At 62.6% G+C, this 16,618-nt stretch carries 16 protein-coding genes, 2 tRNA genes and 1 pseudogene; 5 read left to right on the top strand and 14 right to left on the bottom strand.

Annotated elements, in window-relative coordinates; genetic code table 11:
* Nucleotide 1: 1 nt before the first annotated feature.
* Both BLP82_RS17860 and BLP82_RS17865 read right to left on the bottom strand, forming a co-directional pair.
* Nucleotides 2-77 (bottom strand) — tRNA-Gly (locus BLP82_RS17860).
* Nucleotides 78-80: 3 nt separating this feature from the next.
* Nucleotides 81-156 (bottom strand) — tRNA-Glu (locus BLP82_RS17865).
* A 371-nt stretch (nt 157-527) separates the two neighbouring features.
* On the opposite strand from BLP82_RS17865, the gene BLP82_RS17870 reads away from it, so the two are divergent.
* The gene (locus BLP82_RS17870) at nt 528-1,286 is read left to right on the top strand and encodes a hypothetical protein (RefSeq protein WP_072406400.1); all 759 of its coding nucleotides are present in this window, start codon (nt 528-530) and stop codon (nt 1,284-1,286) included.
* A 214-nt stretch (nt 1,287-1,500) separates the two neighbouring features.
* Here the strand turns inward: BLP82_RS17870 and BLP82_RS32065 are convergent, their stop codons facing one another.
* The 4 genes and pseudogenes from BLP82_RS32065 to BLP82_RS17885 form a co-directional block, all read right to left on the bottom strand.
* Complete coding sequence (locus tag BLP82_RS32065; protein ID WP_370873828.1) at nt 1,501-2,382, bottom strand: methyl-accepting chemotaxis protein; 882 nt, start codon at nt 2,380-2,382, stop codon at nt 1,501-1,503.
* 27 nt (nt 2,383-2,409) lie between these two features.
* Nucleotides 2,410-3,468 (bottom strand): annotated as a pseudogene (locus tag BLP82_RS32070) (HAMP domain-containing protein); the annotation flags it as partial.
* A 110-nt stretch (nt 3,469-3,578) separates the two neighbouring features.
* Nucleotides 3,579-4,967 (bottom strand): aminotransferase-like domain-containing protein, encoded by a 1,389-nt coding sequence (locus BLP82_RS17880; protein WP_092170842.1) that lies wholly within the window; start codon nt 4,965-4,967, stop codon nt 3,579-3,581.
* Nucleotides 4,968-5,173: 206 nt separating this feature from the next.
* Nucleotides 5,174-5,935, bottom strand: a complete 762-nt coding sequence (locus BLP82_RS17885; protein WP_092170845.1) for an SDR family oxidoreductase — start codon at nt 5,933-5,935, stop codon at nt 5,174-5,176.
* A gap of 224 nt (nt 5,936-6,159) precedes the next feature.
* On the opposite strand from BLP82_RS17885, the gene BLP82_RS17890 reads away from it, so the two are divergent.
* Entirely contained in the window at nt 6,160-7,161 is a 1,002-nt protein-coding gene (locus BLP82_RS17890; RefSeq protein ID WP_092170848.1) for an NADP-dependent oxidoreductase, read from the top strand.
* A gap of 122 nt (nt 7,162-7,283) precedes the next feature.
* Here the strand turns inward: BLP82_RS17890 and pyrF are convergent, their stop codons facing one another.
* Nucleotides 7,284-7,982 carry an orotidine-5'-phosphate decarboxylase gene (gene pyrF, locus BLP82_RS17895; protein WP_060741184.1) on the bottom strand — a complete coding sequence of 233 codons (699 nt, stop codon included), beginning with the start codon at nt 7,980-7,982 and terminating at the stop codon, nt 7,284-7,286.
* Between the two features lie 289 nt (nt 7,983-8,271).
* Here pyrF and BLP82_RS17900 point away from each other — a divergent pair, with 289 nt between their 5' ends.
* From BLP82_RS17900 to xopAW, 3 genes are all read left to right on the top strand, one after another.
* Nucleotides 8,272-9,030, top strand: a complete 759-nt coding sequence (locus BLP82_RS17900) for a response regulator (protein WP_060741183.1) — start codon at nt 8,272-8,274, stop codon at nt 9,028-9,030.
* Nucleotides 9,030-10,073: a sensor histidine kinase gene (locus tag BLP82_RS17905; RefSeq protein WP_092170851.1), complete on the top strand. Its 1,044-nt coding sequence runs from the start codon at nt 9,030-9,032 to the stop codon at nt 10,071-10,073. The genes BLP82_RS17900 and BLP82_RS17905 overlap by 1 nt, the downstream gene beginning before the upstream one ends.
* A gap of 235 nt (nt 10,074-10,308) precedes the next feature.
* Nucleotides 10,309-11,148, top strand: a complete 840-nt coding sequence (gene xopAW, locus BLP82_RS17910) for a XopAW family type III secretion system calcium-binding effector (protein WP_092170855.1) — start codon at nt 10,309-10,311, stop codon at nt 11,146-11,148.
* Nucleotides 11,149-11,345: 197 nt separating this feature from the next.
* Here xopAW and BLP82_RS17915 read toward each other — a convergent pair whose 3' ends face one another.
* From BLP82_RS17915 to BLP82_RS17945, 7 genes are all read right to left on the bottom strand, one after another.
* Nucleotides 11,346-12,383 carry an AI-2E family transporter gene (locus tag BLP82_RS17915; protein ID WP_060741180.1) on the bottom strand — a complete coding sequence of 346 codons (1,038 nt, stop codon included), beginning with the start codon at nt 12,381-12,383 and terminating at the stop codon, nt 11,346-11,348.
* 63 nt (nt 12,384-12,446) lie between these two features.
* On the bottom strand, nt 12,447-13,265 hold the full coding sequence (locus BLP82_RS17920; RefSeq protein ID WP_092170858.1) for a DUF4892 domain-containing protein: 819 nt from the start codon (nt 13,263-13,265) through the stop codon (nt 12,447-12,449).
* 129 nt (nt 13,266-13,394) lie between these two features.
* Nucleotides 13,395-14,246, bottom strand: a complete 852-nt coding sequence (locus tag BLP82_RS17925; protein ID WP_092170861.1) for an alpha/beta hydrolase — start codon at nt 14,244-14,246, stop codon at nt 13,395-13,397.
* A complete protein-coding gene (locus BLP82_RS17930; protein ID WP_092170865.1) occupies nt 14,243-15,037 on the bottom strand; it encodes an alpha/beta fold hydrolase in 795 nt (264 codons plus the stop codon). The genes BLP82_RS17925 and BLP82_RS17930 overlap by 4 nt, the downstream gene beginning before the upstream one ends.
* Before the next feature lie 287 nt (nt 15,038-15,324).
* Entirely contained in the window at nt 15,325-15,768 is a 444-nt protein-coding gene (locus tag BLP82_RS17935; protein ID WP_092170868.1) for a hotdog fold thioesterase, read from the bottom strand.
* 51 nt (nt 15,769-15,819) lie between these two features.
* Complete coding sequence (locus tag BLP82_RS17940; protein WP_092170871.1) at nt 15,820-16,272, bottom strand: SixA phosphatase family protein; 453 nt, start codon at nt 16,270-16,272, stop codon at nt 15,820-15,822.
* Nucleotides 16,269-16,616: a DUF4389 domain-containing protein gene (locus BLP82_RS17945; RefSeq protein ID WP_092170874.1), complete on the bottom strand. Its 348-nt coding sequence runs from the start codon at nt 16,614-16,616 to the stop codon at nt 16,269-16,271. Before BLP82_RS17945 ends, BLP82_RS17940 begins: the two co-directional genes overlap by 4 nt.
* Nucleotides 16,617-16,618 lie beyond the last annotated feature (2 nt).

Raw genomic sequence — 16,618 nt, forward strand, 5'->3', positions numbered from 1 at the left:
TTGGAGCGGGAAACGAGACTCGAACTCGCGACCCCGACCTTGGCAAGGTCGTGCTCTACCAACTGAGCTATTCCCGCAAATGGCGTCCCCTAGGGGACTCGAACCCCTGTTACCGCCGTGAAAGGGCGGTGTCCTAGGCCACTAGACGAAGGGGACACACGTACAACATTCACTACTTAGAGCGTTTGGCTGAGTGCTTTACGCTGTAAGTGGCGCGCATTCTATGGATGGATTGAAGGGTCGTCAACCCCCAGATATAAATTTATTTAAATCAATGACTTCGCCCGGTTTGGGGACGATCCGCACATTTTGCTCGTCCGGTCTCTGACGCCTATATTCTGTCGCCCGCCGAGACGCTATAGTCGCGCCCGACAAATGATGGCAATGTGCTCTTACCCGATCATACATCCTATAAACAGCACGACGCCCGTCTAATCACGTCGCTCGGGCCTATGCGCTTAAAAGCCAAGCCACTACACTCATGACATGCGTACCCTAATAAAGAGGTCTTACCGGTGACACCACTCATGATCACCCTGCTCGTCGTAGCCGGGATCGCCCTGTTGATCGCCATTGGCTACATGAACCACGTGGTGGAAAACAACAAGCTGGAAAAGGCCCGCACCAAGGTAGAACTCAACGACCGCATGCGTCGCTGTGGCGAGCTCACCGAAACCTTCCCCGGGCAGTTGATGACCCCTGCCCTGAAGTTGTTGATGACGCGCCTCGAGATGAATGTCTGCCAGCGCCTGCTGAACCTGGAAAAAACCAATTCCGCGGTCAAGGCACGCCTGGATGAACTGAGCGCACTGGCGGCCCAGGGGGAATCGATCCCGGTGAGCAATCCACCGGCACCGATCCAGACCGAAGCCAAGGCCAAGGACGTTCGCTTTCTGCTCGAGGCCTTGCATGGCCAGATCACCCGCGCCGCCCAGGACGGTTTCCTGCCGCCCAACGAAGCCAAGCGCTGGATCCGTGAGGTGCGGCACATCCTGGTGCTGCTGCACATCGAGTTCTTCAACAACCTCGGCCAGCAGGCTTTGCAGCAAGAACAGCCCGGGCAGGCTCGCCTGGCCTTCGAGCGCGGCGTGCAGTACCTGCGCAAGCAACAGGAACCACAGGTCTACGCCGAACAACTGGCCTACCTGGAGAAACTCCTGGCCCGCGCCAATGCCCAGGTCCTGGCCAGCACTCAGCCGGTCGAGGGCGAGGTCAACCAGTTGACCGAAGGCTTGAAGGACGACGAAATAAACGACGAGTGGAAGAAGAAGAAGGTCTACGACTGAGGCAACGCAGCCTCATCGTGGCGAGCGTACGAGCTTGTAGGAGCTGTCGAGTGCAACGAGGCTGCGATCTTTTGATCTTTTGATCTTTCGCTTGAGACTCAAGTGTTAGGGGAAAGATCGCAGCCTCGTTGCACTCGACAGCTCCTACAGTTCCTACAGCTCACAAGCTCATACAAGCCCCATAGGGCGCGGCACCCAACGGATACCCCCTGCGTCACAACTTGAAATGCCCCACCATCCCTTTCAACTCAATCCCCAGCTGCGCCAGCTCGATGCTGGAAGCGGCATTGCCGCGCATCGCCAGGGACGATTGATCAGCGCTGGCGCGAATGCTGGTGACACTGCGGTTGATCTCTTCGGCCACCGAGCTCTGCTGCTCGGCTGCCGCGGCGATCTGTTGGTTCATCTGCTGGATCAACGACACCGCCGCCGCAATGCTGCCTAACGCGCTCTCGGTCTGAAGTGCGTCGCTGACCGCCATCTTCACCAACTCGCCACTGCTCTGGATCTGCTGCACGGAAGCCTGGGCCGCTGAACGCAAGGCGCTCACCAGTCGCTCGATTTCCTCGGTGGACTGTTGCGTGCGCCTGGCCAGGGCCCGCACCTCATCGGCCACGACCGCAAAGCCCCTGCCCTGCTCCCCGGCACGGGCCGCCTCGATAGCGGCATTGAGGGCCAGCAGGTTGGTTTGCTCGGCCACACTCTTGATCACACTCAGCACCGTGCCGATGTTCTGGATCTCGGCGCTGAGACTTTCGATGCTGGAACTGGCCGAGGTGGCCGAATCGGCCAGTTGCTCGATGCGCACCATACTCTGGCGCACCACCTGCTGGCCGCTTTCGACCTTGTCGTCGGCAGTCTGGGCCGCTTGTGCCGCTTCTTCGGCATTGCGCGCCACATCGTGTACGGTGGCCGTCATCTGGTTCATGGCCGTGGCGACCTGCTCGGTTTCCTCTTTCTGGCTGCTGACTTCCAGGTTGGTCTGCTCGGTCACAGCCGACAGCGATTGAGCCGAATTGGCCAACTGCTCGATCCCGGCCTGCAAGCCGCTGACGATACTGCTCAGCCCTGCGCCCATCTGTTGCATCGCCTGCATCAACTGGCCAATCTCGTCCCGGCGCGTCACTTCCACCGTGGCGCTCAAGTCACCCGCCGCGATCCGCTGGGCAACGCGAATGACGCTGCGCAGCGGCGTCACGATCAGCCGGGTGATGACCCACGCCGCGATCAATCCCACCAGCAACGCCAAGGCCGACGAACCGATGATCAGCAGCGAGTTCTTCTTCAGTTCGGTCTGCATGGCATGGTCTTCGGCACTGAAGGCCTGGTCGACCCGCGCCACCACTTGATCGGCACGCTCGTGCAGTTGCTGGTAGACGATTTTTTCCTTCGCCAACAGGCCGGTGTACTCGGCCAGTTGCTCATTGAACCCAGCGATATGCCCGGCCACTTCGTTAAGCACGGTCTGGTACCCCGGGTCCTTGACCGTGGTCTTGAGCGCTTCGGCCTGTTTCATGGCCTGCTCGGCCTGTTCGATGCTGCCTTCCCCGGCGCCCTCGACGTTGCCTTTGCGGCTCTGATCCAAACGAACCCGCGCTTCATTCATGGCCTGCAACATCAACCGCGACACTTCGCTGATCTGGTTGGCCTGCTCGATGAATTCGGCCCCTTCCTTGCCTTCGGAATCTTTCAAGGTATAGGTACCGTCATCCGCCAGCCCGGTCTGCAATACATCGAGGTTGTTGGCCACGCTGGACACCGACCAACTGGCCATTTCCAGCGCCAGGTCCTTGCTCTGGCTCAGCCCGACGAACTCGTCGAATGCCTTGCGATAGGCCCCCAGCGCTTGCTCGACGTCGTTCATCACCGGCACGTTGGCCGGCGACTGCGCCTTGAGTTCGTTCGCCAGGGCCAGCAGCCCGTCGACACCCTGGCGCAGGGCATCGGCCGTCTTGGGATCGGAACGGGAGGCGTATTCCTGCTCCAGCAGCCGGACCTTGAGCAACCCGCTGTTGAGGGACGACATCTGCTTCAGGCCATCGAAGCGATAGCTGATGGTCTGCAGAGACCAGACGCCGATGGCCGCGACCACTGCGGTCAACAGCAGCACCAGGACAAATCCGATACCCAGTTTTTTTGCCATACCCAGGTTGGCAAAACGTCCTTGCACGGCCGAAATCATTGCGCTCAGTCCTCTGCCAGTGTGTGTTGATTGCAGATTCGCAACGAGACGCCCTGCAACACAAGATGCTGGCGTCGGAATAATGGCAAAAAGCTACAGCCGCGTCGTTTTCAGGACACTTGAGGTCGATCCAGAGCCACAGCCCGGAAAAAACCCAGTGCCCGGGGATCACGGGCATAGGCCACGTTGATCCGTAGCCAGTCGCTGTCGGTGCCCGAAGGGCTGAAGGCCGTGGGCGAAGACAACAACACGCCGAACCGCTTGGCCAGGCGCTGTAATCCAGCGTAGTCACTGATGGGCGGTCTTGCCCAAATGAAAAGCCCGCCGGCGGGTTTGCCAAAGACCTCCCAGTCGGCATCCTCCAACACCTGCAACAGCGCCGCCGTATCGACGCCCAAGCGCTGGCGCTGGCGCTGGACCAGTTTGCGATAGGCCCCATTGGCCAGGAGATTGGCAAGCACCGACTCACAGAACCGCGACCCACCCATGCTGGTAATGCCCTTGACCTCGCTCAGGCGCGCGATGATGGACGGCCCGGCTACCACGAAACCAACGCGCAACGAACTGCTCAGGGTCTTCGAGAAACTGCCCACGTAGACCACGTCGGCATCCAGCGCTGCCAACCGGGTCCGCGCCGAGTTCTGGAAGTCGCCATAGGCATCGTCTTCGATCACCAGCACGGCGTGTTGCTTCGTCAGTTGCAACAACCGTTGGGCCACGGCCGGTGCCAGGTTGCTGCCGGTCGGGTTGTGACAGGCACTGTTGACGAACAGCGCGCTGGGCCGGTGTGTCGCCAACAAGTCTTGCAACACATCGACGTCCGGGCCGCGTGGGGTCCTGGGCAGTTCGATCATGTCGATCTTGTGCAACCTGAGCAGGTCGAACAGGCTTGAATAGCCAGGGCTCTCCACCACCACGCAGGCGCCTGGCTGCAGCAGTGTCCGCACGATCAGGTCCAGCCCGTGGGTCGCTCCGGTGGTGGTCAGGATCAGGTCTTTATCGGCCTCGATATTGAATTGCTTCAGGCGCCTGGACAACTGCTCACGCAGGGCGGGCAGCCCCAGCGACGTGCTGTAGTTGAACAACCCCGCCATATCGGTGCGGGTGACCTGCCGGATCGCATAACCCAGGTCATCGCTTTCACGCCAGCTCTCGGGCAACCCGCCACACCCCAGCTTCAACGCCCAGGGCGGCGAATCAATGCCCTCGGCCGGCATATCCTGCCGCCGCTCCGGGTCGATGCCCGCCTGCCCGGATGCGGGGGATGGCGCGACAAAAAAGCTGGAGCCATGCCGGGACGCCAGCAGGCCTTGGGCAACCAGGCGTTCACACGCTTCATTGACGCTGGACTGGCTGAGCAGGTTCTGCCGCGCCAGTTGGCGCACGGACGGCAGGCGAGTCCCCGGTTGCACCGCATCCTGTCGGATCCAGCCGGTCAGCGCGTCGACGATTTGCTGCACGACAGGCACCAAGGCCTGCCGGTCGATTCTCAACTCCATGAGTAACCAAGCTCCTAAGCGTTTGTTTTATTTCCGGAAACAGTTAAGCACAGGCCACCCCCGAACGATGTACGACAACGTCGCCAAAAGCGCCGATTCTCACCCTTTGAAACACATTGATAGGCCGCTCCGGGGATGTTTCCCCGGCCCAAAGAAAAAGCCCGCAACCAGTGCGGGCTTCTTCCTACAAGCTCAGGGAAACGTCCTCAGAACGCCGTGACGCCGCCGTCCACCGCCAGGGAATGGCCGGTGGTGAACGCCGCGCCATCGCTGCACAAATAGAGCACGGCGCTGGCGATTTCCTCGACCTTGCCGATACGCCCCACCGGGTGCATGGCATTGGCGAACTCGCCCTTTTTCGGATCCGCCTCGTAGGCACGACGGAACATGTCGGTGTCGATCACCGCCGGACAGACCGCATTCACGCGGATCTTCTTCTTGGCGTATTCGATGGCAGCCGATTTGGTCAGGCCAATCACAGCGTGCTTGGAAGCGGCATAGATGCTCATCTTCGGCGCAGCGCCCAGGCCGGCCACCGAGGCCGTGTTGACGATGGCACCGCCGCCCTGGGCCAGCAGCAAGGGCAGCTGGTACTTCATGCACAACCAGACGCCCTTCACATTGACGCCCATGATCGCGTCGAACTCGTCGAGGGTACCGTCGGCCAACTTGCCCTTCTCGATCTCGATCCCGGCGTTGTTGAAGGCATAGTCAAGGCGCCCGTAGGCCTTGATCACCTCGTCCATCAGGTGCTGCACATCGCTTTCCAGCGTCACGTTGCAGCGCACGAACAGCGCTTCGCCGCCCGCATCACGAATCGACTGTACCGTACGCTCGCCGCCCGCCGCGTCCAGGTCGGCCACGACCACTTTCAGGCCCTCTGCCGCGAACGCCTGGGCCGTGGCACAGCCAATGCCTGCGGCACCGCCGGTTACCACAGCGACCTGTCCGGAAAACGTCATGCTCATTGTCTGTTCCTCGAAGAATGCGGGGTCGCGCCAGTGTAGCCACAGCCTGACGAGGCACGGCAGCACTATCCAGATGCCGGTTGGGCATTCATGGGCGCCAGTGATAAGGGGCCCCAAGGCACTATCACTGGGTTGGATCGACGAGCATTCGCTGAGGCGGCGAATCTTGCGGCAAAGGCTTCGAAGGGCTATCAACAAGTCTTCATTCATCTTGAGTGCCAACCATGACTGCCCAGACCAATCGCCAGTTCCTGCTCGCCAAACGCCCGGTAGGCGCCGCGACCCGCGAGACTTTCACCTATCAGCAAGTACCGGTGGGCGAGCCGGCAGCCGGCCAGATCCTGGTGAAGAACGAATACCTGTCCCTGGACCCGGCCATGCGCGGCTGGATGAACGAGGGCAAGTCCTACATCCCACCGGTGGGCATCGGTGAAGTGATGCGGGCGCTGGGTGTCGGCCAAGTGATTGCCTCGAACAATCCGGGGTTCGCGGTCGGGGACTACGTCAACGGTGCCCTGGGCGTGCAGGATTATTTCCTCGGCGAGCCAAGGGGTTTCTACAAAGTCGATCCGAAACTGGCACCGCTGCCACGTTATTTGTCCGCCCTGGGCATGACCGGCATGACCGCTTACTTCGCCCTGTTGGACGTTGGCGCGCCCAAGGCCGGCGAGACCGTGGTGCTGTCGGGCGCCGCCGGTGCGGTGGGGAGCATCGCCGGGCAGATTGCCAAGATCAAAGGCTGTCGTGTGGTGGGCATCGCTGGCGGTGCCGACAAATGCAAATTCCTGGTCGATGAATTGGGCTTCGACGGTGTCATCGACTACAAGAACGAAGACGTCCACGCCGGCCTCAAGCGCGAATGCCCCAAAGGCGTGGATGTGTATTTCGACAACGTCGGGGGCGACATCCTGGATGCCGTGCTCAGCCGCCTGAACCTCAAGGCCCGCGTAGTGATTTGCGGTGCCATTAGCCAGTACAACAAGGAAGCGGTGAAGGGACCCGCCAACTACCTGTCACTGCTGGTCAACCGGGCCCGCATGGAAGGTTTCGTGGTGATGGACTACGCCTCGCAGTTCGCCGCCGCCGGGCAGGAAATGGCCGGCTGGATGGCCAAAGGGCAGCTCAAGAGCAAGGAAGACATTGTGGAAGGGCTGGAGACCTTCCCCGAGACGCTGACCAAATTGTTCAGCGGGGAGAACTTCGGGAAACTCGTACTCAAGGTCTGACACAAAACAACTGTGGGAGCGGGCTTGCTCGCGAAGGCGGTGTGTCAGCTGGCATAAATGGCGCCTGACACTTCGCGTTCGCGAGCAAGCCCGCTCCCACAAGGGCAAACTTCGGCGTTGAATCAGGCCAGTTCGGCCACGACCGCCGCCAGCGCCTGGGCCGGATCGGCGGCCTGGCTGATCGGGCGACCGATCACCAGGTAGTCGGAACCGGCGTCCAGCGCCTGACGCGGAGTCAGGATGCGACGCTGGTCGTCCTGGGCGCTGCCCGCCGGACGAATCCCCGGGGTCACCAGTTGCAGCGACGGGTGGGCCGCTTTCAGGGCACCAGCTTCCAGGGCCGAACAGACCAGACCGTCCAGGCCGGCCTTCTGCGCCAGCGCCGCCAACCGCAGCACCTGCTCCTGAGGCTCGATGTCCAGGCCGATCCCGGCCAGGTCCTCGCGCTCCATGCTGGTCAGCACGGTCACGCCGATCAGCAACGGTTTCGGGCCGCTGCGCTGATCCAGCACTTCACGGCAGGCCGCCATCATGCGCAGGCCACCGGAGCAATGCACGTTGACCATCCATACGCCCATCTCCGCAGCCGCCTTGACTGCCATGGCGGTGGTGTTGGGAATGTCGTGGAACTTCAGGTCCAGGAACACTTCGAAACCCTTGTCACGCAGGGTCCCGACAATTTCCGAAGCGCAACTGGTGAACAGTTCCTTGCCGACTTTGACCCGGCAAAGCGTGGGGTCCAACTGGTCGGCCAGCTTCAGGGCGGCGTCACGGGTGGGGAAATCCAGGGCGACGATAATGGGCGTCTGGCAGGCGGACATGAGCGGGCTCTCAGGCAAGTCGAAATCGGCGCGCATTGTAGCGGAACGAACGCCCGTGCGGGACCCGATGATCGGTAAATCTCATCGCCCCCCAGGAGCATGGACGATAGCGGCCTTTGTGTCGAAGCCGATACATTCATGACATGCGTACAACACGTCGACACGCTACCGTCCGCCGCCGCACCCCGCTCTTTCAGCGCTTCACGCCTCGCGGCACGACGCCTATGCTGAAGCCTCAACCTCGCCGCCTTCTTTGCGGTTGGCAGCCTACCTGGCAGATGATGCATCCATGCAGAACACCCCTGTTGCAAATTCTGACGATCAAAAAGTGTCCGATGACGACAAACGCTGGAGTACCCGAGCGCTGATCGTCGACGACGACGTGCCGATCCGCGAGCTGCTGATCGATTACCTGGCCCGTTTCAGCATACGGGCCAGCGGCGTGACCGATGGCGCAGCCATGCGCCAGGCGATGCAGGCCGAGCACTTCGACGTGGTCGTGCTCGATCTGATGCTGCCGGGTGAAGACGGTTTGCAGTTGTGTCGCTGGTTGCGCGCCGAATCGGACATCCCGATCCTGATGCTCACTGCCCGCTGCGAGCCCACCGACCGCATCATCGGCCTGGAACTGGGCGCGGATGACTACATGGCCAAGCCGTTCGAACCCAGGGAACTGGTGGCGCGCATCCAGACAATCCTGCGCCGGGTACGTGACGACCGTACCGAGCAACGGGCCAATATCCGTTTTGACAACTGGCGGCTCAACAGCGTGCTGCGCCAACTGATCTCGGTTGACGGGCTGGTGGTGCCCCTGTCCAATGCCGAGTTTCGCCTGTTGTGGGTCTTCATCGAACGACCGCGCCGGGTGCTCAGCCGCGAACAACTGCTGGACGCGGCTCGCGGCCGCTCCATCGAAGCGTTCGACCGCAGCATCGACTTGCTGGTATCGCGCCTGCGCCAGAAGCTGGGCGACGATCCCAAGGCCCCCCAACTGATCAAGACCGTCCGCGGTGAGGGCTATTTGTTCGACGCCCGGGACATCGGTTGATGCGACTGCGCCTGGACTCTCTGTTTGGCCGCCTGTTCGGCGTGCTGCTACTGGCGATTGTCCTGGCGCATCTGTTGGCCTTTGCCTGGTTTTTCCATTACGACCAACCGCCCCCCGGGCCACCGCCAGGAATGAGCCAACAAGGCGAAGCCCCCCCGCGCTTCGGCCCGCCCCCCAACCGCCGTCCGCGTCCCTGGTTCGGCGGCCCGGTGGTACCACTGACCTTTCAATTCGTGTTCCTGATCATCGCGGCCTGGTACGGCGCCAAGCTGCTGACCCGACCGATCCAACGCCTGAGCGACGCCGCCGAGCGCCTGAGCGAAAACCTCGACAGCCCGCCGCTGGACGAAAACGGCCCCCGTGAGGCACGGCAGGCAGCCCATACGTTCAACCTGATGCAGCAGCGGATCCGCGAGCAGGTGCAGCAGCGCTCGCGCATGCTCGGCGCGGTGTCCCATGACCTGCGCACGCCGCTCTCGCGGCTCAAGCTGCGCCTGGAGCAGATCGATGACATCAAGCTGCAAGGCCAGATGCGCCAGGACCTGGACGACATGATCGGCATGCTCGATGCCACCCTGACCTACTTGCACGAACAGCGCACCAGTGAAGCGCTGCAATGGATGGACGTGCAGGCCCTGGTGGAATCATTGAGCGAAAACGCCCAGGACCAGGGCGCCGATGTGCAGGTCAGCGGCGCCTGCGCCCCCTTGCAGGTGCAACCCATGGCACTGCGCTCGTGCCTCAACAACCTCATCGACAACGCCCTGCGCTACGCCGGCCACGCCTTGATTGCCCTGCAAGACCAGCCTCACCAGGTATTGATCCGGGTCATCGACCACGGCCCCGGTATTGCGGCGGACAAACGCGAGGCGGTGTTCGAGCCCTTTTTCCGCCTGGAAGGCTCGCGCAATCGCAACTCCGGCGGTGTCGGCCTGGGCATGACCATCGCCCGGGAAGCCACCGAACGCCTGGGCGGGCAGTTGAGCCTGGAAGAAACGCCGGGGGGTGGGTTGACGGCGGTGATCAGCCTGCCTCGCACCTGAATCCCACCGATGTCCCCCTGTGGGAGCGGGCTTGCTCGCGAATGCGGTGGTTCAGTCGATACAAGCTTGGATGACATACCGCATTCGCGAGCAAGCCCGCTCCCACACTCGACACTGCGCCGGGACTGAGTTTGTACACCCACCGGTACAAACTCCACACACCCACGACAACTGCCCCGCCGAGGCTGCATAAGCCGGTGCACCCACCGGCTATTCCAGCCCAAGGAGAGCGCCCATGATCGGTAGCGTCAGCAGTTACTCGACCTATACCAGCACCAGCAGTACCGCAACCAGCAGTGCCCGCAGCCAGCAGTTTCAAAAGGAACTGCTCAGCAAGCTCGACAGTGACGGCGACGGCTCGGTCAATCAGGAAGAGTTGAGCAGCGCCCTGTCGCAAAAAAGCGACGACGGCATCCTGGTCAGCCTGAGCGACAATTTTGGCGACCTGGACAGTGATGGCAGCGGTGACCTGAGCAGCGAGGAAATGGCCGCGATGGCGCCGCCACCTCCACCGCCGCGGGACCAGGCGCCGAATACCGAACTGGCCGACGCGCTGCTCAGCGCCCTGGACAGCGACGGTGATGGCTCGGTCAGCAGCGATGAGTTGAGCAACGGTCTGGCCAGCACGGACAGCGATGCCGACAGCCAGCAAGTGTTCTCAGCGTTGGACAAGAATGAAGACGGCACTGTCAGCCTCGACGAACTCGCCGCCAGCCTTGCATCACCGCCACCACCGCAACAGGACTCCGGGGAAGAGCTGTTCAGCCAGCTCGATGCCGATGGCGACGCCACCGTCACCGCCAGCGAACTGAGCAGCGCCTTGCAGGCCAGCAACGGTACATCCGCGAGCACCGACACCAGCGCGATGCTGATGGAAGCCCTCGACAGCGACAGCAGCGGCGGAGTCGACAGCGACGAGTTCAACGACGCCTTGCAGGCCGGCCGCCGTAGCGACAGCACCAGCGGGCAGGCCAATGGCAGCGAAGCGTTGAACAGAATGATTGCCAACCTCAGCCGGCAATACTCGCTGGATAACGTCGCCACTGTAGGGAAACACCTGAACGTGGCGACCTGATTCACCGGCAAGCCTGGATTGAAACTCACTTGTGGCGAGGGGATTTATCCCCGCTGGGCTGCGCAACAACCTCAAATCAGCCGACTCGGTCAGCCTGACATACCGGATTGCCTGATCTTAGGGTCGCTTCGCAACCCAGCGGGGATAAATCCCCTCGCCACGGCAATCTCCCCCGCCACAGGTGCTTGGCATTCAAGCTATCGCGCCTGGCTCTTGCTCCAGTCCGTCAACAGGCTGTAGGCCACCGCCAACAGGGTCGGGCCGATGAACAGGCCGATGAAACCGAAGGCGATCAACCCGCCGAACACCCCCAGCAACACAATGACCAGGGGCAGGTTTCCGCCACGGCTGATCAGGTAGGGTTTGAGCACGTTGTCCACGCCACTGATGATGAATGTGCCCCAGATGCCGAGGAACACCGCCATCCCGTATTCACCCTTCCACACCAGCCATGCCGTGGCGGGGATCCAGACCAGGGGTGGCCCCATGGGGATCAGGCTCAGCAGGAATGTGACGATCCCCAGTACCAGCGCCCCCGGCACCCCGGCGATCAGGAAGCCGATCAGCGCCAGCACGGCCTGGGCCGCCGCGGTGCCGATCACGCCGTTGACCACCCGCTGCACTGTACCGGCCACCAGCTCGATGTAGTAACCGGCACGGTCGCCGATCAGGCGTTCCAGCAACCCATGGACGAACGCCGCCAGGCGCGGGCCGTCGCGATAGAAAAAGAACACGAACACAATACTCAGGGTCAGTTCGAGTATCCCGCCGCCAATCTGCGCACTGCGCGCCAACAGCCAGTTGCCGACCTGTCCCAGGTACGGCTTGATGGACACCATCATGGCCGCGCCCTGCTGATCGATGCTGTTCCAGATGCCCACCAGCCGCCCGCCCACCAAGGGGATAGCGGCAAGCCAGTCTGGGGCTTCGGGCAAGCCATCGACCTGGACATCCCTGATGAACGCGGTGGCATCGCGCACATGGTCGGCCAGGTTGAAACCCAACCACACCAGCGGCACCGCCACCAACAGCATCCAGCCCACCGTCAGTAACGCCGCCGCCAGGGATTCGCGACCATTGACCCAGCGGGTCAGCAGGCGCATCAACGGCCAGCTGGCGAACGCCAGCACCGCGCCCCAGAACAGCGCCGACCAGAACGGCGCCATGACCCAGAGGCTTGCGCCGAACAACACCAGGAGCAGGATCTGCACCAACAGCCGATCGTTATTGAGCATGTAGGGTCTCGAAAAAATGAACAGGACCGGGGCACGGGTTTGAAACCACTGCCCCGAGACAGCTTAGCGCAGCAACTCCAGGTGCAATCCCGCTGCTTCGCTGCTGGCGGCCTCCATGCGCGCCGCCCGGACGCCCTGGCCCGCCAGCGCCTCAAGCCAGTCCTCGGCCCGGGGACCGGCGATGCTGACCCGCAGGCCCGTGTCCAGGTTCAGCGCCCGGGACAGCAGGCGCAACCAGGTGTCGTCCGGCTCACCGGCAAGACGCGGCAAGTCCAGGATCCCAGTGTCCTTGAGCTGGCGCAACAGGGTGGCCGATGTCGGCAGCAAGTCCCCCAACGCAGCATTCGCCTCAAACTGCTCGACATGCAGGTAGGCCTTGCGATTGCCGCGGGTGATGGCATACAGCGCAATCAGCGTGTTGTCCGCGGGCGGCGCCAGGCGCAGCAGCAGGAAGGCCTGGCCGTTGTCGGCGCCATAGAGCTTGGCGTTGCCGAAGACGTCGTTGGCCCACAGGCTGCTTTCGCCGCAATCGCGGGCCTGGCACCAGAACAACAGCTCGGCGCCCTGTTTCTGCAACGCTTCGCGCGCCGCGGTAAAGGCCTGGGTCGCGGAATGTTCCGGCGGCAGCTCATAGGTGACCGACGTGACATTCCCACGGGCATCGACTTGGCCGTCAAAGCGCAACTGGCCGCTGATCTTGCGGATCGAGCCCATGGGGTAGACACGTTCCAGGTCGCTGGTCTGCCGATAATCGACGATCTGTGCATCGGGCATGCGTGGCACGCGATCCAGGTCGCGACTGCCCGCCACATCGACGGCGAACGACGCCGGGCTGAAGCAGGCCAGCACCAGCAGGACGAGTAAGTGAACGGATAATTTCATCGGATCGGCTTGGCCTGGGACGCTTGGATGCGACGGGCGTCGCCGATGCACCGCGAGGCTGGCAAACAGAGGTCTGTCATGGTTGTCTCCCTTTCAACCCGCCCAGCCTCGACAGTTGCCCGGCGCAAGTCAAGGAACAGTGAAGAACCGATTGAAACAGTCTGCTACAAGCCCGGCACCGACCTCATCGTTAAGGTGCAGATGATGGCCGCCAGGCAACTGCTCATGACTGAAGGGTAGACGCTCCAGCAGCTCCGGGTGCTGGGCCAGCATGCCATCGGCCGCCACCACCAGATGTGCCGGACAAGCGACCCGCGCAACGAACGCCATGGCCTGCTCCTCGGTCAGGCGCAGGGGCGATGGCAGGGTCAGGCGGTTGTCGGTGCGCCAGGTATAGCCCCCGGGCACCGGCATCAGGCCGCGCTGGGCCAGTAACTCGGCGGCCTCGCGGCTGACCGCTACCAACCCCTTCATACGCGCTTCGATGGCCCGGTCGAGGGTTTTGTAGACTGGCTTGCGTTTTTGCTGCAAATCCAACTGGGCCTGCAGGGCCATGCCCATGCGTTCGGCAGCATTATCGCCTTTGGCTGTAGGAGGAATCACCCCGTCGATCAAGCCCAAGTGCGTCACCCGTTCCGGCAGGGAACCGGCCAGCACCAGCGAGACAATGGCGCCCATGGAATGTCCCAGCAGGGCAAAGCGCTTCAAGCCCAGTTGCTCGGCCACTTGCAGCACATCATGGACATAGTCCCACAAGGCATAACTGGCACCCGGCGGTCGATGTCCGGAGTGACCGTGACCGGCCATGTCCAGGGCGATCACCCGCAGCCCCTCGAGCCTGGGCGCCAGGCGGGCGAAACTGTTGGCGTTGTCCAGCCAACCGTGCAGGGCAATTACCGGCAGCCCGTCTTCCGGGCCGAACAAATGAGCCGCCAGTTCGATGTGAGGCAGGCTCAGGCGGACCTCTTCGACCATACTCATGCGCTGCGCCCCTCCCAACGCTGGAACAGGTTCTTGAGCAGGTTGGCCGTGTCTTGTGGACGTTCGAGGGGAAACATATGGCCGCCGGGCATGCTCAGGGATTCGCCATGGCGCATACGCCCCACCGAACGGGTGTGATGCCGCATCACCACGCGACTCTGCCGGCCGCGCACCACCGCCAGCGGCACCTTGAGCTTGCGGGGCCGTCCTGGGCTGGTGTGCGGCACGCCGCGGTAGATACTGATTTCCGTGGCCGGGTCGAAGCGCAGCCGCAACCGGTCGCCGACTTGTTGCAGGCCGTGTTGCAGGTAGGCATCGAAGCAATCCGGGTCAAAGCCGCGAAACAGTGTCTTGCCGGCAAAATACTGCCGGGCGGACTCCAGGTCAGCGAACTCCTCGCGCCGCCCCAGCGTCCGGCCCGCCGGGGTCAGGCGATCGATGAACCCCAGGCGCTTGGCGGCCAGGATCACCCACTGGTCGGCACGGGTCAGCACGGGCGAATCGAGCATCACCACGCCGCGATACAACTGGGGGCAGCGCAACGCCGCGTGCAGGTGCAGCACGCCGCCCAGGGAGTGGCCAACGCCCCATACCGGCGCCGGTTGCTGCTCCAGGTGATGGATCAGTTCGTCCACCAGGTTGTGCCAGTTATCGTCCACCGGAAAACGCGGGTCATGGCCGTGCAGTTCCAGATGCGCGACCTGGTACTGCGGCGCCAATGCGGCGAACAGCTTGCCGTAGGTGGCCGAGGGAAAACCATTGGCATGGGCGAAAAAAATCTGTTGCGACATGACAGCCGATCCATTGGGGGAACTGCGGCAGATTGTCCGCAGAACCCGACGGCGCGGCAATGACCGTAACTGACAGGAATGATGACAGTCGGGCTTGGGCTATGGCGTTATGAAACTGTGAACATCGGCCTCTGTGGCGAGGGGATTTATCCCCGCTGGGGTGCGAAGCGCCCCCAAACCGGGCTACTCGATCAGTCTGATGCACCGAGTTGGCTGATTTCAGGGCTGCTTCGCAGCCTAGCGGGGATAAATCCCCTCGCCACAGAGGATCGCATCAACCTCGGGGTTCAACGCGCCGGCGGCTGCTCACCTAACGGCACCACCGCCATGGTCAGGCGCGACACGCAGTTGACTTTGCCTTCGTCATTGACCAGGCGGATGTCCCAGACCTGGGTGGTGCGCCCCAGGTGGACCACCCGGGCCGTGGCGGTCACTCGGCCGTTGCGCACGCCGCGCAGGTGGTTGGCGTTGATCTCCAGGCCCACGCAATAGAATTTGCTGGTGTCCACACAGAGGTAGGCGGCCATGGAGCCGACCGTTTCGGCCAACACCACGGAAGCACCGCCATGCAGCAGGCCGAATGGCTGATGGGTGCGCTGATCGACCACCATGCTGGCGGTCAGGGATTCGTCGTCGAAGGACTCGAACCGAATGTCCAGCACTTCGCTGATGGTGTTTTTACCGGCGGCGTTCAATTGCTCGATGTTGGGGGTGGTGCGCCACAGACTCATCGTTGTCGTTCCTTTATGGTTTTACTCTGCTCAACCCTGCTGCCAACCTGCCTATGGATGCTGGATACCCTTGAGCACCATCGCCCCGGCCAGCGGCAGATCGCCTTCCAGCTCGGCCAGGCCGGCGGTTTGCACTTGCTCGGGTTGTTGCAGATGGCCGTGCTGCAGTAAGCCCAGCAGGCTACCCACCAATGGGTTATGGCTGACCAGCAGCACATCGTCCTGGTCCTCCAGATGCCTTAGCACCTCCGTCGGTCGGGTCTCCGGCGTGAGCCAATCGACGGTGATCAGTTCAGGTTCGAACCCCAGTGCCTCGCGCACCAGTTGCGCGGTCTGCTGGGTCCGCACATAAGGGCTGGCGTAGATGGCCCGCAACGGCTCGCCCATCAACCGGCCGGCGCTGAGCAACACCTCCTCGCGCCCGTGCACCGTCAAGACCCGCTCCGGATCGGGACGGACACCATGGGGCTCAGCCTCACCGTGACGCAATACCCACAGTTTCATAGCTTCGGCTCCTCGTCCCGGACGGGATGCGGTGCCGGTGCCACGGCGTGTGGCGCTTCGCCTTCCGGCGAGCGTGGGGTCGGCCAGTCGGCGAACGGCCAAGGCTTCTGGTCGCTGTGGAAAGTGCCGAAGCGGCCAATCTGCGCCAGGAACTGGCTCAGGCTGTCGCCGAAATTCATCAGGCTGGCGCTGGGCGCGCCGTAGATCAGCCGATAAATCAACTGCACCAGAACCACGGCGCCGAGGATGAATTGCGCCACCTGCCAGACCAGCAGATAGACCACCATCCACAGCACACGCAGCAGGATGGATTCGTATTGGGGTTGCCCTTGCGGATCGTTCATGG

This window comes from Pseudomonas sp. NFACC37-1 (genome assembly GCF_900101575.1).
Lineage (GTDB): Bacteria > Pseudomonadota > Gammaproteobacteria > Pseudomonadales > Pseudomonadaceae > Aquipseudomonas > Aquipseudomonas fluorescens_AA.